This is a genomic window from Pseudomonas sp. B16(2017), assembly GCF_002113205.1.
GTDB classification, from domain to species: domain Bacteria; phylum Pseudomonadota; class Gammaproteobacteria; order Pseudomonadales; family Pseudomonadaceae; genus Aquipseudomonas; species Aquipseudomonas pharyngis.
The window spans coordinates 263,985-276,793 of the sequence record NZ_NEKA01000005.1 but is presented as its reverse complement, the minus strand read 5'-3'; the positions used below and the strand labels follow the sequence as shown (position 1 = coordinate 276,793).

Annotated in this window: 12 protein-coding genes; 7 read left to right on the top strand and 5 right to left on the bottom strand. The window is 61.9% G+C overall.

All coding sequences use genetic code 11. The annotated features are described in order from the left end of the window. Positions 1 to 8 precede the first annotated feature (8 nt). Complete coding sequence (locus CAG25_RS10965) at positions 9 to 833, top strand: SDR family oxidoreductase (RefSeq protein ID WP_085611398.1); 825 nt, start codon at positions 9 to 11, stop codon at positions 831 to 833. Positions 834 to 933: 100 nt separating this feature from the next. Here CAG25_RS10965 and CAG25_RS10960 read toward each other — a convergent pair whose 3' ends face one another. Further along, complete coding sequence (locus CAG25_RS10960) at positions 934 to 1,815, bottom strand: LysR family transcriptional regulator (protein WP_085611397.1); 882 nt, start codon at positions 1,813 to 1,815, stop codon at positions 934 to 936. A gap of 109 nt (positions 1,816 to 1,924) precedes the next feature. Between CAG25_RS10960 and CAG25_RS10955 the strand changes: the two genes are divergently transcribed. Together CAG25_RS10955 and CAG25_RS10950 are read left to right on the top strand one after the other, a co-directional pair. Further along, on the top strand, positions 1,925 to 3,295 hold the full coding sequence (locus CAG25_RS10955; RefSeq protein WP_085611396.1) for an MFS transporter: 1,371 nt from the start codon (positions 1,925 to 1,927) through the stop codon (positions 3,293 to 3,295). Beyond that, a complete protein-coding gene (locus tag CAG25_RS10950) occupies positions 3,292 to 3,690 on the top strand; it encodes a DUF4440 domain-containing protein (RefSeq protein WP_085611395.1) in 399 nt (132 codons plus the stop codon). Before CAG25_RS10955 ends, CAG25_RS10950 begins: the two co-directional genes overlap by 4 nt. 143 nt (positions 3,691 to 3,833) lie before the next feature. Here CAG25_RS10950 and CAG25_RS10945 read toward each other — a convergent pair whose 3' ends face one another. The 4 genes from CAG25_RS10945 to CAG25_RS10930 all read right to left on the bottom strand — a co-directional run bounded on the left by CAG25_RS10945 (position 3,834) and on the right by CAG25_RS10930 (position 8,731). Next, entirely contained in the window at positions 3,834 to 4,700 is an 867-nt protein-coding gene (locus CAG25_RS10945; protein ID WP_085611394.1) for an HlyD family secretion protein, read from the bottom strand. Positions 4,701 to 4,710: 10 nt separating this feature from the next. Next, positions 4,711 to 4,911 (bottom strand): DUF1656 domain-containing protein, encoded by a 201-nt coding sequence (locus CAG25_RS10940; RefSeq protein WP_003221811.1) that lies wholly within the window; start codon positions 4,909 to 4,911, stop codon positions 4,711 to 4,713. After that, positions 4,901 to 7,093: an FUSC family protein gene (locus tag CAG25_RS10935; protein WP_085611393.1), complete on the bottom strand. Its 2,193-nt coding sequence runs from the start codon at positions 7,091 to 7,093 to the stop codon at positions 4,901 to 4,903. Before CAG25_RS10935 ends, CAG25_RS10940 begins: the two co-directional genes overlap by 11 nt. A gap of 138 nt (positions 7,094 to 7,231) precedes the next feature. After that, positions 7,232 to 8,731, bottom strand: a complete 1,500-nt coding sequence (locus CAG25_RS10930) for an efflux transporter outer membrane subunit (RefSeq protein WP_085611392.1) — start codon at positions 8,729 to 8,731, stop codon at positions 7,232 to 7,234. Positions 8,732 to 8,913: 182 nt separating this feature from the next. Between CAG25_RS10930 and CAG25_RS10925 the strand changes: the two genes are divergently transcribed. The 4 genes from CAG25_RS10925 (at position 8,914) to CAG25_RS10910 (ending at position 12,788) form a co-directional block, all read left to right on the top strand. Continuing rightward, complete coding sequence (locus tag CAG25_RS10925) at positions 8,914 to 9,882, top strand: LysR family transcriptional regulator (protein ID WP_039769420.1); 969 nt, start codon at positions 8,914 to 8,916, stop codon at positions 9,880 to 9,882. A gap of 329 nt (positions 9,883 to 10,211) precedes the next feature. After that, a complete protein-coding gene (locus CAG25_RS10920; RefSeq protein WP_085611391.1) occupies positions 10,212 to 10,586 on the top strand; it encodes a DUF6124 family protein in 375 nt (124 codons plus the stop codon). Positions 10,587 to 11,151: 565 nt separating this feature from the next. After that, positions 11,152 to 12,126, top strand: coding sequence for a D-glycerate dehydrogenase (locus CAG25_RS10915; protein ID WP_085611390.1), 975 nt, complete (start codon positions 11,152 to 11,154; stop codon positions 12,124 to 12,126). Between the two features lie 152 nt (positions 12,127 to 12,278). Further along, entirely contained in the window at positions 12,279 to 12,788 is a 510-nt protein-coding gene (locus tag CAG25_RS10910) for a DUF2165 family protein (RefSeq protein WP_082934356.1), read from the top strand. The last annotated feature ends 21 nt before the right edge of the window (positions 12,789 to 12,809 follow it).

The window sequence follows — 12,809 nt, the reverse complement described above, 5'->3', positions numbered from 1 at the left end:
AATGCGCCATGCCCGTTGCGTTGATTACCGGTTGTTCCAGCGGCATCGGCCGCGCCCTCGCCGATGCATTCAAAGGCGCCGGCTACGAGGTCTGGGCCAGTGCCCGCAAGGCTGAAGATGTCGCGGCGCTCAGCGCGGCCGGGTTCACGGCCGTGCAGCTCGACGTCAATGACAACGCAGCGCTGGAACAACTCGCCGAGCGGATCAACCAGCAACACGGCGGCCTCGACGTGCTGATCAACAATGCCGGTTACGGCGCCATGGGGCCGCTGCTCGACGGCGGTGTGGCGGCCATGCAGCGCCAGTTCGAGACCAACGTGTTCTCGATTGTCGGCGTAACCCGTGCACTGTTCCCGGTGCTGCGCCGGGCCAAGGGCCTGGTGGTGAATGTCGGCAGTGTTTCCGGGGTTTTGGTCACGCCATTTGCCGGCGCCTATTGCGCGTCTAAAGCGGCGGTGCACGCACTGAGCGATGCATTGCGCATGGAGCTGGCGCCGTTCGGGATTCGCGTCATGGAAGTGCAGCCGGGGGCGATTCAATCGAGCTTCGCCAAGAATGCCGGGCATGAGGCCGAACAACTGATTAACGAACAATCGCCGTGGTTTCCGTTGCGTGAAGGCATCCGGGCGCGGGCCAAGGCGTCCCAGGACAAACCGACCCCGGCCAGCGAATTTGCCGCCGAATTGTTCAAGGCTGTGCAGCAGAGCAAACCGCCACGCCTGATCCGCATCGGCAATGGCAGCCGGGCGTTGCCGTTGCTCGCGACGTTGCTGCCGAAAGGCTTGCTGGAATCGACGTTGATGAAGCGGTTCGGCTTGCGCGCAAAGCTCTGAGACCGAGTTGACGCTTTCGCGAGCAAGCCCGCTCCCACAGGGGAATGCATTCCAAATGTGGGAGCGGGCTTGCTCGCGAAGAAGCCAGGCCAGCCAACACTCAGCCCCAGCCTTTCATGAAATCAATGAACGCCCGCACCTTCAGTGGCAGGTGCCGGGTGTCCGGGTACAGCGCGTAAACCCCTTGCTGGGCGAAGCGGTAATCCGGCAGCAAACGCTGTAATCGCCCGGCATCCAGGTCTTCCTGAATCAGCCACTGCGGCAGAATCGCCACGCCTTGCCCGGTCAGTGCAAAGGCACGCAGAGTCGCGGAGTTGTCCGCGACGATGGCGGTGGTTCCCGGTTTTGGCTGATAGATATGCTCGGTGCCGGCGGGGTCGCTGACCGTCATTTCCGGCACTCGCCCATGCCCCAGCGTCGGCATCGACTCCAGCACCGCCAGCGTATCGACCGGCACAAATCGCTCGACCAGCCCCGGCGCCGCGACGGCAAACACCTCGAACGTCGACAACTGCACGGCCCGCAGATTGGAGTCGTGCATGCGGCCCAGGCGGATCGCCATGTCAAACCGTTCGGAGATCAGATCGGCGTGGGTTGAGGACGTGGACAGGTGAATATTCAGTTGCGGCTGCTGCTGTCGAAACACCTCCAGCGCCGGCACCACCTGAGCCAGCGCGAACTCCACGGTCGTGGTGATGCGCAGCGTGCCCTTGAGTTGTGAGTGTTCCGAGCGTGCATCCTCGATGGCCAGCCGTGCTTCGTCCAATGTGCGCAAGCAGCGCCGATAAAAACGTTCGCCGGCATCGGTCAGGGCCAGTTGCCGGGTGTTGCGGGTCAGCAAGGTGACGCCCAACTCTTCCTCAAGACGTTTGAGGTTGAAGCTCACCACCGCCCGCGTTTGCCCCAGCGTATCGGCGGCAGCGGTCAGCGAGCCCGCCTCGACCACGGCTTTGAAGGTATCGAATCGATCCAGGCTGACCATGTTCGCTGCACTCCCTGTCAAAATAATTTTGACAAACTAGCAGCCAAACCAGCGTATTTCTATCGCCGCCAGCGCCCTACCCTGCACGCCTCATCACAGGGAAGCTGCCATGGCCTATCGCTCGAAAGTCGCGCTGGTGTATCTGTTGGGGTTCGCCCTCGACCTGCTGAACATGTTCGCCGCCAGCATTGCCTACCCGGACATCGCCGCGCAGTTGCACGCTTCGGTGACGCAACTGGCCTGGATCACCAACGCCTACATGCTCGGGCTGACGCTGATCATTCCGATGAGCGTGTGGCTGGCTGCACGGGTCGGCGAGCGGCGGCTGATTCTCGGTTCGCTGCTGCTGTTCGGGATCGCCTCCGGGCTCATCGCTCAGGCCGGTTCGATTGAAAGCCTGATCGGTTGGCGACTGCTGCAAGGGCTGGGTGGTGGATTGCTGCTGCCGGTGGGCCAGGCGCTGGCCTATCGAGAGTTTCCGGCGACACAGCGCGCGCATTTCACCGGTGTGGTGTTGCTCGTGGCGCTGATGGTGCCGGCGCTGTCGCCGGCGGCGGGTGGTCTGATCGTCGAGGCGTTGTCGTGGCGCTGGATTTTCTACCTGAACCTGCCGGTGGCGCTTTTCGCTTTCGGCCTGGGCCTGCTCTGGTTGAAAGCGGATCAGGCTGCGAGTGAACGCCCGGCACTGGACGCACGCGGCCTGCTGCTGGCGGCGTCCGCGCTGTGTCTGTTGCTGATCGCCGTCAGTCTGGCGAGCGCCCCGGCCACCCGCCATCTCGCGGGTGGTGTCCTGCTGCTCAGCGTCATGACGGTGTGCATCTACCTGCGCGATGGCTGGAACAAACCGGGTGCGGTGCTTGATCTGCAACTGATCAAGAACCCGTCATTGCGTCTGGCGATGCTGATCTACCTGTGCGTGCCCGGCATCTTTACCGGCACCAATATGATTGCCGTGTTGTACCTGCACGATCTCGGTTTCGGCGCAGCACAAACCGGGGCGCTGATGCTGGCCTGGGCGGCGGCCTCGGGTGTGGCGATCATGCTGGGCAAACGCTGTTTCAACCGGACCGGCCCCAAGCCGCTGCTGATCGCCGGCATGCTGCTGCAATCCCTGGGCATTGTCGTGCTGATGCAGATCGACCAGCCCGCCAGCGGCCCGTTGATCCTCGCCTACGCCTTGATGGGGCTGGGCGGCAGCCTGTGCAGCGTGACTGCGCAGACCCTGGCGTTCGTCGGCATCACGCCGGAGAAAATGGGCCACTCCAGCGCCCTGTGGAACATCAATCGGCAGCTCGGGTTCTGCCTCGGCGCGGCGCTGCTCAGCTCTTTGCTGGGCGCCTTGGGTACCCACGGTTTCCAATACTGCTTTCTCGCCGCCGCGCTGCTCACCCTGTTGCCGATGGCCGCCGTGCTGCGTTTCGACTCGACGACAGTGCTCAGCCTTCTGCGCGCACCTCACCTTCAGGAAAAATCCACATGACTGACTACACCGACTATTTTGACGAAGTGATCCAGGCCCATGAGGCCATCGAGCGATGGTTTGCGGTGGAAGAAGACGAGGCAGCGCTGGAGCGATTGCTGACGCGTTTTTCGCCACGGTTCTCCATGGTGACGCCACTGGGACGCGTGCTGGATTCCGAAGCCTTGCGTGCGTTGTTTCAAATGGCGGGCGGGAAGAAGAGCGGGTTCCGCATCGAACTCGGCGAACTTACGGGGATTGCCTTGCATGAAGGGGGTGCGACGGTGAGTTACCGCGAACAGCAGACCGATGCAGGCGGGTTGCACACGGATCGGCGCTCGACCGTGGTGTTTGAAAAAACCGAATCCGGACGGGTGATCTGGCGGCATCTGCACGAGACGTTTTGCAGCGAATAGAAGCTGAGTATTCCCTCGTAAGACCGAGTCGCCTGCATCGCGGGCAAGCCCGCTCCCACAGGTATCGTGGCGTACTCAGGATACCTGGACGCCGTGATATCTGTGGGAGCGAGCCTGCTCGCAAATGGCTACAACGCGGTCTGTCAGTTATCTACTGCGTCCTGCTTCACCACCACGGTGCAAGTGATCCCCGCCGCCAGCAGCACACCCTCCGGCACTTCATCGATGTGAATCCGCACCGGCACCCGTTGCGCCAGGCGCACCCAGTTGAAGGTCGGGTTCACATCGGCGATCAGCTCGCGGCTTTCCGGGTTGTCGCGGTCGTAGATGCCACGGGAAATACTTTCCACGTGGCCCTTGAGGACTTCGCCGCTCATCAGCTGCATGTCGGCTTTGTCGCCAACGCGCACGTGAGGCAGTTTGGTTTCTTCGAAGAAGCCGTAGACCCAGAACGAGTTCATGTCGACCACGGCCATTTTCGCTTCGCCGATGCGCGCGTAGTCGCCGCGATGGACGTTGAGGTTGGTCACGTAGCCGTCCACCGCCGCCCGCACTTCTGTGCGTTTGAGGTTGAGTTCGGCGGCTTCCAGCTGTGCCTGGGCCTGTTGGTAATCGGCCAGCGCCGAGTCGGCGATGTTGCTGGCGTCGTCGCGGTTTTCCTTGGAGATCACCAGGTTGTCGAGGTCGGCGCGGCGATGGGCGTTGACCTTGCGCATCTCCCACGTGGCCTTGCGCGAAGCCACCAGCGACTGCGCCTGTTTCACCGCCAGGCGGTAGTGCTCGGGGTCGATCTGCATCAGCAGATCACCTTTCTTCACCAATTGGTTGTCGCGTACCGGCACGTCGACCACTTCACCGGTGACGTCGGCGGCGACGTTGATGATGTCGGCGCGCACCCGGCCGTCGCGGGTCCACGGGGTGTTCATGTAGTGCTCCCACAACGTGCGGCCGATCCACAGCGCCAGGGCCAGCACCAGTAGGGTCGCGAGCAGGCTGAAAAACTTTTTCATCAGAGCGTTCTCAACGGTAGACAGTCAGCGCCATCGCGCCGAACAGACAGGTAAACAGGCTCAGGCGCAGCAGCGCCGGGTGCCAGAAGAAGCGGTACAGATCGAACCCCGACAGAAACCGGTCCAGCGCCCAGGCCAGTGCCGCAGCGACGAAAAACATCAGGGTCATGGTCGGCATGTACACGCCGTGGAAGGCGATTTCACGAGGCATGGGCAAGTCCTTCGGGCTTGGCGATGGCGTAGGCAGCAAGGGGCGATTGCGGGTCGAGCAACGAGGTGCGGATGAAGTGCAGATAGCTTTTCACCCGCCGCAGCGCCGAGGTATCGAAGTGCGGGGCGAACGGCTCATCGGTGGCGGCGACACGGCTGATCGCGTGATCGACCGCGACCAGTGCGCGCTCCAGATTGCTCGAATTCGGCTGCAGGAACAGCCGCACCAGCGAGCGCCCCATGACCCGGATTGCCTGGCGCCACGGCTGGGATTCGGCATACGCCGGGTGCACCGGCAGGATCGCCTGTTCCTTGCGCAACTCGATGATCGCGTGGCCGACTTCCAGCACCACGAACATCCAGCGCAGCAGGTTTTTCTGCACCTGCGGCTGACCGGCCGCCAGCCCATAGGCCTGATGCATCAGGTCGCGGGTACGGCTTTCGAAACTCGACGCCAGGCCTTTGAGCTTGCCGCTGATCGCGTACACCACTTGCCCGCGCAGATCCTGCTCCAGGCGCTGCCACAACCAGCGGCTGTTCGGCGGCAGAATGATCGCGCCCGCCGCTGCGCAGACCAGCATGCCCATGACCATGGCGATGTAGTCGTTGATGAAGGTGTAGGGGTTGTAGATCGTCAGGTTGTCCGGCACCGAACCGGTGCTGAAAAAGATCAGCAGACCGAGGCCGACGCCGGCGTATTGCGGCCGCGATGTGAGGAACGAGCCGAGCACGATCACCGGCGCGAGCATCACGCACAGCAGCGGAAAACCGTCGATCCACGGGAAGATGAAAAACATCTCGACGAAGCCGATCAACGCCCCGAGGAACGTGCCGCAGGCCATCTGGAACGCCATGCGTTTCGGGTTCGGTGTGGCGGCGGACAGACCCACGGTGGCCGCGGCGATCAGGGTCATGGTCGCGCCGCTCGGCCACGCAGTAGCGACCCAGTAACTGCCGAGCACGATCAGGATGAATGACGCACGAATCCCCGAAGCCGCTGCGGCCCACCAACTGGTTTGCGGGGTGAACGGCTCGTCCCAGCGCTCGCGTTCGTGGCGGTGATCGGCGAGCGAGGCGTGGGTCTGTGCATAACTGTGCAGGTCATCGACGAAGCGATAGAGCAACTCATATGCGGTGTGGAAATCCAGCTGCTCGGCGTCGCTCGGTTCACTCTCCTGGAAGATCGCCCGCAGGCTGCGCACCCGCGCCGGCAAGCCTTCCTTGTACGCCGCCAGCGCCAGCACCAGACGCGCCGCATCCGGGCTGGTCAGGGCGCGGCCGCTGAAGCCGTCGAGCACTTCGGCCAAGTCCTGCAGGCCCGGTTTGATCGCCGCTTCCACGTGATTGGCATCGTTGCGGCGCAGGCGTTCGAGCAACTGGTGCAAGGCGTTGAAACGGGTGGTGATGCCCATGAATTCGCTGTTCAGGCGACTGAGCCGACCATTGCGCCGGCGCATGTGCGGGTCTTCGAACACGGTCACGCTGCGCAGCCCTTCCAGCCCCACCGCTTCGGCGATGAAGCGCACGTTGCTGGCCTCGAACGCCTCCGGTTTGCTGCGCCCGCGCAGGCCGTCGGTGACGAACAGGGCGAACACACCGAAGCGCTGATACAAGGCGTTGCGCATCGCGGCACTGGCGGTCTGCGGCAGGATCGCGGCGCTGACCAGGGTCGAGCAGAGAATCCCAAGGGAGATTTCCAGCACTCGCCACACCGCCGCCATGAACGCGCCGTCAGGATGAGCGAGCGCCGGCAGGCCGACCATCGCCGCCGTGTAGCCGGCCAGCACGAAACCGTAGGCGCGGAAGTTACGGCAACGGGCGGCCCCGGCCGAGCAGATGCCGACCCAGATCGCCAGCGAGCCGAGGAACAGTTCGGTGTTCTGGGCGAACAGCGAAATCAGCGTGACCATCATCGCCGACCCGGCCAGGGTGCCGAGAAAACGGTAGAAACTCTTGGCGAACACCTGGCCGCTCTGCGGCTGCATGACGATGAACACGGTGATCATCGCCGTGCGCGGCTGCGGCAGTTCCAGACGCATCGCCAGCCACAGGGTCAGGAATGCGGCGATCAACACCTTGAAGATGTAGACCCAGGTCACGCCGTCGCTGCGCGCCCAGTCGAATAAGCCCCGGCGCCATTCCAGGGAGTAGAGCCAGCGTAAAGGTGCGGGCAAGGGAGTCATTTGGTCGTGCTCAAAAATTCAGTCGAACCGGAGAAACTGTGGGAGCGGGCTTGCTCGCGAATGCGCTGTGTCAGACAACACATGGGCTGCCTGACACCCCTCTTCGCGAGCAAGCCCGCTCCCACAGGGGTTGTGTGTTCAACGCAGGAGGGCCGGGGTTTTCGGTGCCTGGGTTTGTTGTGCCGTCGGCACGTCTTTACCCGCGCCAAGGCCACCGCCCAATGCCGTCACCAGTTCCGCATGCGCACTCAACCGCGCCGCCTGCACTTGCTGCTGAACCTGCTGCTGTTTGAACAGCAGGGTTTGCGCATTGAGCACGTTGAGGTAATCGGTGAGCCCGCGCTGGTAGGCGATCATCGCGATGTCGTAGGTCTTCTGCGCCGTGGCCACGGATTCGGCGGCGAATGTCTGCTGCTTGTCCATCGACTCGCGGCGGATCAACTGATCCGAGATGTTCTTCAGCGCATTGACCAGGGTCTGGTTGTAATGCGCGACGGCGATGTCATAACCCGCCGACGCTTCGCCGAGCTCCGCACGCAGTCGCCCGCCGTCAAAGATCGGCAGCGAGATCGCCGGGCCGACGTTGTAGTTGAGCTTCTTGCCGGTCAGGAACTCCAGCGCCCCGCCGCCGGTGGCCATGTAGCCGAGGCTGCCGACCAGATCGACGTTGGGGTAGAACCCGGCATGCGCGACATCGATTCCGCGCGCCTGCGCCGCCACTTGCCAGCGACTGGCGACCACGTCCGGACGCTGGCCGAGCAGTTCGGCGGGCAGCGCCGACGGCAGTTTGAGCGCTGCGCCAAGGGACAGGGTCGGCCGCTGCAATTGCGTCCCGGCGCCCGGCCCCTTGCCGGCCAGTGCGGCGATCTGGTTGCGGCTCAGGGCGATTTCTTCGTCCAGCGCATCCAGTTGCCGATGGGTTTCCGGCAGCGGGGTTTCGGCCTGGCTGACTTCGAAGTGGGTGCCGATCCCGCCGTCCAGGCGTTTCTGCGCCAGCTCGAGAATCTGCTGTTGCTGTTTGAGCGTCGCCGCCACGATGTCGCGCTGGGCGTAATGCAGCGACAGCTCGATGTAGGCGCGCACGATGTTGTTCTGCAATTCGAGCTGCGCCTGACGCGCCTCGGCCGCGCTCATGTGCGCCAGATCCACCGCACGCTCGGTGCTGTTGCTTTCACGCCCCCAGAGGTCGAGGGCGTAACTGAAACCCAGCGCGGCGTTGTTGTCCCAGGTGGTGCTGTTGGCCAGCTCACCGGGGCCGTAGAACTGATCGGTCGGCCAGTTGTGGCGCTTGAGGGTCGACTCGCCATTGATCTGCAACGACTCGGCGGCCTCGGCGACACCGGCCATGGACCGGGCCTGACGCACGCGCGCGGCGGCCATGGCCAGGGTCGGGCTGCCCTGCACGGCGAGGTCGATCCAATGGCTGAGTTGCGGGTCACCGTAGGCTTGCCACCATTGGGCGGTGGGCCAGTTTGCGTCACGGGCGGCGTGGGCGATGGCCTCGTCGGTGGCCAGTTCATTAGCCTCCAGAGCCTTGCCCTGTGGGGCAATTCCTCCGGTTCCAATGCAGCCGCCGAGACCTAACGAAAGAGCCAGAACACTGAGCGGCAAAAGCGCTCTGTTGATGCGACGCGGCACTGCTGCGAATTCCTGAGGTGGGGGATGTTTCGAGGTGGGCGCAATTCTAGGGGGGCGCAATAACGGCGATAAGCTGGGATTCCTGTGAATCTTTGTTACCGTTAACGAGATAATCCCTTGGTCGGGGGTCTCAGACCCTGAAACTTCGTGTCACAATTTGCCATCTCCCTTGAGAGCACCCCATGGACACTTTGCAAAACATGCGCGCCTTCAGTTGTGTGGCCGAAGCCGGCAGCTTCACCGCCGCCGCCGTGCAGCTCGATACCACCACCGCCAACGTCTCGCGCGCGGTCTCCAACCTTGAGGCCCACCTGCAAACCCGCCTGCTCAATCGCACGACCCGCCGCATCGCGCTCACCGAAGCCGGCAAGCGCTACCTGCTGCGCTGCGAGCAGATCCTCGCCTACGTCGAAGAGGCCGAAGCCGAAGCCAGCGAAGCCCACGCCCGCCCGGCCGGACAATTGAAAGTGCACACCATGACCGGCATCGGCCAGCACTTCGTGATCGACGCCATCGCCCGCTACCGCAAGACCCACCCGGACGTGACCTTCGACCTGACCATGGCCAACCGCGTGCCGGACCTGCTCGACGAAGGCTACGACGTGTCCATCGTCCTCGCTCGCGAACTGCCGGACTCGGGCTTCGTCTCGCAACGCCTGGGCATCACCTACAGCATCGTCTGCGCCTCGCCGGCCTATGTGAAAGCCAACGGCTGCGCACAGAAACCCAGCGACCTGCTGAACCACGCCTGCCTGCGCCTGGTGAGCCCGGTGATCCCCCTGGAAAAATGGGCCTTCGACGGCCCGGACGGTCAGGAAGTGGTCACTATCAACAGCTCCCCTTTCCTGGTGAACTCCGCCGACGCGATGAAAAGCGCGATCACCAGTGGGATGGGAGTCGGCGTGTTACCGGTGTACGCCGCGATTGAAGGCTTGCGCAACGGCTCGTTGGTGAGGGTGATGCCCAACTACCGCTCGCAGGAACTGAACCTGTACGCGATCTACCCGTCCCGGCAGTATCTGGATGCGAAGATCAAGACCTGGGTCGAGTACTTGCGCGGTTCGCTGCCGGAGATATTGGCGGGGCATCAGGCGGAATTGGCGGCTTATGAGATGAGTGGGAGTCTGGGTGGAGCCAGGCTCGCGAACTGAGTTTACCGTCCTACAGACGGGGTGATTTGGGGGGACGTTTCCGACAAGTCGCGTCGGTTGTCCCTCGGAAACGAGGTGGATAGGCTTTTGGGGGTCGCTGACGCATCAGCGGCCGGGTCTGGAAAACTCGATTTCTACCATCAATGCTCATGGCATACTGCGGCGCTTTTTGAATCGCAATGTTATGGCGGCTGTGCGCGGGAGGCCCTTGGGCCTGCCGGGTTTGGATGGTTTGACCGGTTTTTCCAGTCCGTGCACAGCTGCCACCCTCTCGCCTGGAAAACGAAAGCTGGCAGCTTCAACCCAACAAGCCATCGAGTAATGTTTCCATGAAGAAACCAACGCCGAATCCCCCTGAAACCAACGACACCTCGCCCTACGAATCCGCCGATTCAAACAAACTCCACGACGCCGCCGAACGCGCGCTCGACCACTACCTGAACCCTCTCCCGAAAAAATGCCCCGGCCGCAAACCGAGCGAAATGTTCCAGATTTCACCGGACATGGACGACGAAAGCCTGCTGGCCCACGCCTGCGAATCCCTGGCCTCGGCCAGCGTCATGGCCAGTGACGTGGCAGCCTATGTCGACTCACCACAGCGACACCGGATTCTGGGCATTCAACAAGTCATCATGCTCGCCGAACTCGCCGTGAACCGCGTGCTGGATAACGTCGAAGTACAACGTCATCCCACACACAACTAAACCGCTCTGACCAAACCGACCTGCCAGCGACAACTGCATTCGCTGGCAGCTCGGATGGGACGCAGAGCGTCCCGGGCTGCATTCCCACGCGGAGCGTGGGAACGATCAAGCCAACCCGCATTCGCTGTTCGCTGTTCGCTTCCCACCACTCAAAACGATGAGCGTTAGCTCAAGTATCGCTCTTGACGTGCCGGCCCCATCGGCAGGCTGAGTGGAGGGATTTATCCGGGGGTGGGAGCGCAGCGACCGTGCGGCGCAGCCGCATGCATCGAGAGGAGGTGCAGCGAAGCAAACCGTAGGCGATGCCCCCGGATGAATCCCGGAACGAAGGAACACCGAGCCAAAGCGAGGTGCCGAACGCCGGGGCCAAGCCTTTTGCTTACTTTTTGGCGTTTGAAAAAGTGAGCCGCTGTAAGAGCGGAACCGCCAGCAGCAACCCCCTAAGCAACGGATATTCACCCAAAACCCCAAGAACCTGGTCGGCCCAGAGGCCGCCAAGGACAAGCCAAACCTGGCGAAGAATGTTAGCTTGCTTGGCAACCCAGAACAGCCGAGCCCAATGCCAATGAAAAAAACAGTCCTGGCCTTCAGCCGCATCACCCCCCCAATGATCGAACGCCTGCAACAAGAGTTCGACGTCATCGTCCCCAACCCGAAAAACGGCGACATCAACGCCCAGTTCAACGAAGCCCTGCCCCACGCCCACGGCCTGATCGGCGTCGGTCGCAAACTCGGCAAGGCCCAACTGGAAAACGCCGCCAAACTCGAGGTGGTCTCCAGCGTCTCCGTCGGCTACGACAACTACGACCTCGCCTATTTCAACGAACGCGGGATCATGCTCACCAACACCCCTGACGTGCTCACCGAAAGCACCGCCGACCTGGCCTTCGCGCTGATCATGAGCAGCGCCCGCCGCGTCGCCGAACTCGACGCCTGGACCAAGGCCGGCCAATGGCAGGCCAGCGTCGGCGCACCGCTGTTCGGTTGCGACGTGCACGGCAAGACCCTGGGCATCGTCGGCATGGGCAACATCGGCGCTGCCGTCGCCCGTCGCGGCCGCTTCGGCTTCAACATGCCGATCCTCTACAGCGGCAACAGCCGCAAGACCGAACTCGAACAGCAACTCGGTGCACAATTTCGCAGCCTTGACCAACTGCTGGCCGAGGCCGACTTCGTTTGTCTGGTGGTGCCGCTCAGCGACAAGACCCGCCACCTGATCAGCCATCGCGAACTGGCGCTGATGAAGCCGGATGCGATTCTGGTGAACATCTCCCGTGGCCCGGTCGTCGACGAGCCGGCATTGATCGAGGCATTGCAGAACAACTGGATTCGCGGTGCCGGTCTGGACGTTTACGAGAAGGAACCGCTGGCCGAATCACCGCTGTTTCAGCTGAAAAACGCCGTGACCCTGCCGCACATCGGCTCGGCCACTCACGAAACCCGCGAAGCCATGGCCAATCGTGCCTTGGCCAACCTGCGCAGTGCCCTGCTCGGCGAGCGTCCGCAGGATCTGGTGAACCCGCAGGTCTGGCGCGGATAAACAAATCGGGCAAGTACTGTAAAGTGCTTGCCCGTTCAACTTTCAGCCAATACATACTTTGCAAATCAACACGCCAACGAAATAAACCATCCCGCTATAAACTTTCCCGGCTTTATCCAATACAAAGATAAACACACCGGAGAATAGTAACCGTGAGAATTTCCAATACCGATCAATTAATCCGTTACAGCAAAGTCTGCCTAATGGCTTACATCAGCTTCTTTGGACTACTGGTGATGTACGGAAACGTGACCGACTACTCGGCAAACTATGAGTACGTCGGACACATCCTGAGCATGGATACAACACAGATCAACGAGAACATACGTTACAGGGCGATTGAATCGCCGATGATGCACCACCGGATCTATTGGTTCATCATCACCACGGAAGCGATCTACACCGCTTATTGCCTGCTCGGTACTTATTATCTCTACCGCAAAGTCAACGAGTCCGCGGCTGTCTTTCACGAGGCAAAAAGGTTCTCGATCATTGGCTTGCTGATTGCGATCTTCACCTATTATGTTTGCCTGCAAACCATCGGTGTTGAATGGTTCGACATGGACACTTCACAAGTATGGAATGCGAAAGACTGGGCACGGCACATTGTCGATTTCATGTTACCGGTACTGATTTTCATAACATTGAAAAACGAGCGTTGAATAATCAACGCTCAAGATTCA

What these genes read in the sequence shown, in the direction of transcription:
- CAG25_RS10965 (WP_085611398.1), top strand. Translation starts at nt 9, where the DNA reads ATGCCCGTTGCGTTGATTACCGGTTGTTCCAGCGGCATCGGCCGCGCC.
- CAG25_RS10960 (WP_085611397.1), bottom strand. Translation starts at nt 1,815, where the DNA reads ATGGTCAGCCTGGATCGATTCGATACCTTCAAAGCCGTGGTCGAGGCG.
- CAG25_RS10955 (WP_085611396.1), top strand. Translation starts at nt 1,925, where the DNA reads ATGGCCTATCGCTCGAAAGTCGCGCTGGTGTATCTGTTGGGGTTCGCC.
- CAG25_RS10950 (WP_085611395.1), top strand. Translation starts at nt 3,292, where the DNA reads ATGACTGACTACACCGACTATTTTGACGAAGTGATCCAGGCCCATGAG.
- CAG25_RS10945 (WP_085611394.1), bottom strand. Translation starts at nt 4,700, where the DNA reads ATGAAAAAGTTTTTCAGCCTGCTCGCGACCCTACTGGTGCTGGCCCTG.
- CAG25_RS10940 (WP_003221811.1), bottom strand. Translation starts at nt 4,911, where the DNA reads ATGCCTCGTGAAATCGCCTTCCACGGCGTGTACATGCCGACCATGACC.
- CAG25_RS10935 (WP_085611393.1), bottom strand. Translation starts at nt 7,093, where the DNA reads ATGACTCCCTTGCCCGCACCTTTACGCTGGCTCTACTCCCTGGAATGG.
- CAG25_RS10925 (WP_039769420.1), top strand. Translation starts at nt 8,914, where the DNA reads ATGGACACTTTGCAAAACATGCGCGCCTTCAGTTGTGTGGCCGAAGCC.
- CAG25_RS10920 (WP_085611391.1), top strand. Translation starts at nt 10,212, where the DNA reads ATGAAGAAACCAACGCCGAATCCCCCTGAAACCAACGACACCTCGCCC.
- CAG25_RS10915 (WP_085611390.1), top strand. Translation starts at nt 11,152, where the DNA reads ATGAAAAAAACAGTCCTGGCCTTCAGCCGCATCACCCCCCCAATGATC.